Consider the following 1,360-nt stretch of genomic DNA (forward strand, 5'->3'; position numbering starts at 1 on the left):
ACGAGGAGCTGACGACGGGCCTGGAGCAGGCCATCGAGGGCATCTCGGACATGGGCGAGGCGCTGCGCGGCATGATGCAGGCGATCCAGTCGCTCGACGAGCAGATGGCCGGCAGCTGAGCCGACGCATCCATCCCGAGGGGCCCGACCACGGCGGTCGGGCCCTTCGGCGTGCGGGGCCCCGCCAGGCCCCCTGCCAGCCTCCGCTCCTAGGATCGATCGCGTGACCGACTCCGCCCCGTCCGCCCCGTCGCTGCGCGAGGAGCTCGGTGCTCCCGCCGATCCCGAGTTCGCGCTCGTCCTCCCCGAGGGCTGGGTGCGGCGCGACGTCTCGCCCGAGACCGAGCAGGCGATGCTCGACGCCGCCCGCGCGCGGCTCATGGAGGCGCACCGCCCCGACCTGTACGGCCAGATCCGCGCGCAGCTGCGGGAGTCGTTCGACGCGATGCGGCGCATCGGCGCCATCGCGCACTTCGGCCCCGAGGCCGGCGCCCCCGACAGCGCGTACCTGCCCGCCTCGCTCATCGCGTCGATCCGCACGCCGCAGCCGGGCGTCCCGCTCGCCGAGGAGATGGCGCAGCGCATCCGCGAGGGCGCGACCGACCTGCACGGCGACCGCCGCTTCGTGCGCTTCGAGCGCGAGAGCGACGTCACGCTCGGCACCGACCGCGCGAAGCAGACCACGGTCGTGTACCTGACCCCGATCCCGGGCTCGCGCGGCAACCGCGCCCTGCAGCTCACCGCCGTCATCACGCGCGGCGCGGAGTTCCCCGCCGACGACCCCGCGCTCGTGCTCATGCAGCGGCTCTTCGACGGCTGCGTCGCCTCGCTCCGCTGGGAGCGCTGAGGCCGGTGGGGAGTCCTCCCCATCGCGCTTCGAGCATCCCTCGCCTAGCGTGATCGCAGACACCCCAGCCTGAGGAGGCACCCGCGATGGACGTCCTGATCAAGTTCGAGGACCTCGGCACGCTCAACGACTACCTCAAGCAGATCATCGCCGAGTTCGACGCCGCCGAGGACCGCGCCGACCAGCTCGAGGGCGCCATCGGCGACCCCTACGGCCGCAACGACCTCCGCGAGGCGGTCGAGGACTTCGAGGACCGCTGGGACGACAAGCGCGACGAGCTGCGCGACGGCATGAAGAGTGTGCAGGAGCACGTGCAGGGCGTCATCGACGGCTTCACCGACTGGGACGTCGAGACCGCCGCCTCCATGACCGAGCAGGGCTGACGCGCATGACGTGGATGGATCCGTCGCCGAAGGGTCGGAGGATCGCGACCGTCGAGGGCGACCCGCAGACGATCATCCGTCGGGGCGATGAGATCGAGTCGCTCGGGAAGATGATGACCGACTCAGCGACG

At 71.9% G+C, this 1,360-nt stretch carries 2 protein-coding genes; both read left to right on the forward strand.

What is annotated here, in order from left to right; translation table 11 throughout:
* Positions 1-222: 222 nt before the first annotated feature.
* Positions 223-846 (forward strand): protein TPRXL, encoded by a 624-nt coding sequence (locus IEW90_RS13725; RefSeq protein ID WP_188718885.1) that lies wholly within the window; start codon positions 223-225, stop codon positions 844-846.
* Positions 847-932: 86 nt separating this feature from the next.
* A complete protein-coding gene (locus IEW90_RS13730; protein ID WP_188718886.1) occupies positions 933-1,229 on the forward strand; it encodes a flagellar protein FlgN in 297 nt (98 codons plus the stop codon).
* Positions 1,230-1,360: the final 131 nt, after the last annotated feature.

The organism is Agrococcus terreus (genome assembly GCF_014645235.1).
GTDB classification, from domain to species: domain Bacteria; phylum Actinomycetota; class Actinomycetes; order Actinomycetales; family Microbacteriaceae; genus Agrococcus; species Agrococcus terreus.